The sequence below is a fragment of the Dietzia sp. B19 genome (assembly GCF_014145155.1).
GTDB classification, from domain to species: domain Bacteria; phylum Actinomycetota; class Actinomycetes; order Mycobacteriales; family Mycobacteriaceae; genus Dietzia; species Dietzia natronolimnaea.
The window spans coordinates 1-1,487 of record NZ_JAALED010000546.1; the positions used below are offsets into that span (position 1 = coordinate 1).

2 protein-coding genes and 1 pseudogene are annotated in these 1,487 nt (G+C 70.9%); 1 reads left to right on the forward strand and 2 read right to left on the reverse strand.

The annotated features are described in order from the left end of the window. Together G6020_RS17260 and G6020_RS15030 are read right to left on the reverse strand one after the other, a co-directional pair. Positions 1-147 (reverse strand): annotated as a pseudogene (locus G6020_RS17260) (DNA integrity scanning protein DisA); the annotation flags it as partial. 10 nt (positions 148-157) lie between these two features. Further along, positions 158-721: a hypothetical protein gene (locus G6020_RS15030; RefSeq protein ID WP_182611174.1), complete on the reverse strand. Its 564-nt coding sequence runs from the start codon at positions 719-721 to the stop codon at positions 158-160. A 197-nt stretch (positions 722-918) separates the two neighbouring features. Between G6020_RS15030 and G6020_RS15035 the strand changes: the two genes are divergently transcribed. Continuing rightward, positions 919-1,416, forward strand: a complete 498-nt coding sequence (locus G6020_RS15035; RefSeq protein ID WP_179524504.1) for a CarD family transcriptional regulator — start codon at positions 919-921, stop codon at positions 1,414-1,416. Positions 1,417-1,487 lie beyond the last annotated feature (71 nt).

A 1,487-nucleotide genomic window follows, 5' to 3' on the forward strand; every position in this document is an offset into this window, starting at 1 on the left:
GTCGTCGCCCAGCACGACGAGACCGCCGGTTCCGGACCGTCGGATCCGGTCCAGCGCATCACGGAGCGGCGTGCCCGGGGCCAGACGCCGGAGAACGGCGCGCACGGCCGCGTCGGCGGGGGAGCCGTCGGCCGCGCGGGCGGACAGGGCGGACGTCTCAGTGCCCCTCGGAGTGGGTCTCGACCGGACGGGTGTACTCGTCGCTGGCCGGGACCTCGGCGATGACGGCCGCCGCCATCTCGATCTGGTCGCCGTTGGAGAAGGAGACGGTGGCCGGCACCGAGGTGCCGATCTGGAGGTCGTCCGCACCGGGGAGCGTGGCGGTGGTCCGCTCGACGCAGAGGGAGTCCCCGGCGGGGACGGGCTCGGCGTCCTCCGCCGCCGAGACGACCAGCGAGCACCCGCGCTCGAGGGGCTGCGACTCGCCGATCTGCGCCTCGATCCCGTCGATCTCGAGACGGTCGAGGGAGATCGACTCGCCCAGGCCGGTCCCGGTGAAGGAGGCGACGAACCCGAGACGCGCCTCTCCCGTCTCGGGGAGGACCACCACGAGGTCGTTGACGTACAGCTCGCCCGCGGAACCCTGCCCACCGTCCACCGCGGCGACCTGACCGGCCGTCTGCGAGATCTGGCCGGCGCCACACGCGGACATGCCGACGGCGGTACCCACGGCCAGGACTACGAGCGCGGTGCGGCGCAGGCCGGTGTTCGGTGAAGTCACGTCAGGCTCCTCGGGAGATGGTCGTTCTCAGGCCGGTCTCATCGTAGTCCACAGTCGGTCGTGACCGGCGCCAGAGTGCGCCCCTCGCACCCCCCGGATGCGCCGGTCGGGCCGTTCGGGTTGCTGACCTGCATAAACGGATAACCCCAGCGCTGAGGGCGTGCTAAGATGGCTCAGTCGAAAGGGGAAAGCCACTCATGGAGTTCAAGGTCGGCGACACTGTCGTCTACCCGCATCACGGCGCCGCAAGTATCCAGGCGATCGAGATGCGGACGGTCAAGGGCACCGAGAAGGAATACCTCGTCCTCAAGGTTTCGCAGGGCGATCTCACGGTCCGGGTTCCGGCCGAGAACGCCGAGTACGTGGGCGTGCGCGACGTGGTCGACGAGGCGGGGCTCGACAAGGTCTTCGATGTCCTGCGTACCGAGCACGCCGAGGAGCCGACCAACTGGTCGCGCCGCTACAAGGCGAACGGCGAGAAGCTGGCCTCGGGGGACGTGAACAAGGTCGCCGAGGTCGTCCGCGACCTGTGGCGTCGCGACCTGGACCGGGGCCTGTCCGCCGGCGAGAAGCGCATGCTCGCCAAGGCGCGGCAGGTACTGGTCGGCGAACTCGCACTGGCCGACCGTGCGGACGAGCACCGTGCGGACGAGCTCCTCGAGCAGGTCCTGGCCGCCGCGGCCGCGCCGGCCTGACGCGACCCGCGCGAGTGACCCGGTCCTCTGTGACGCGGAACGGATCGAGTGGCCACCCGGCCCCCACGGGC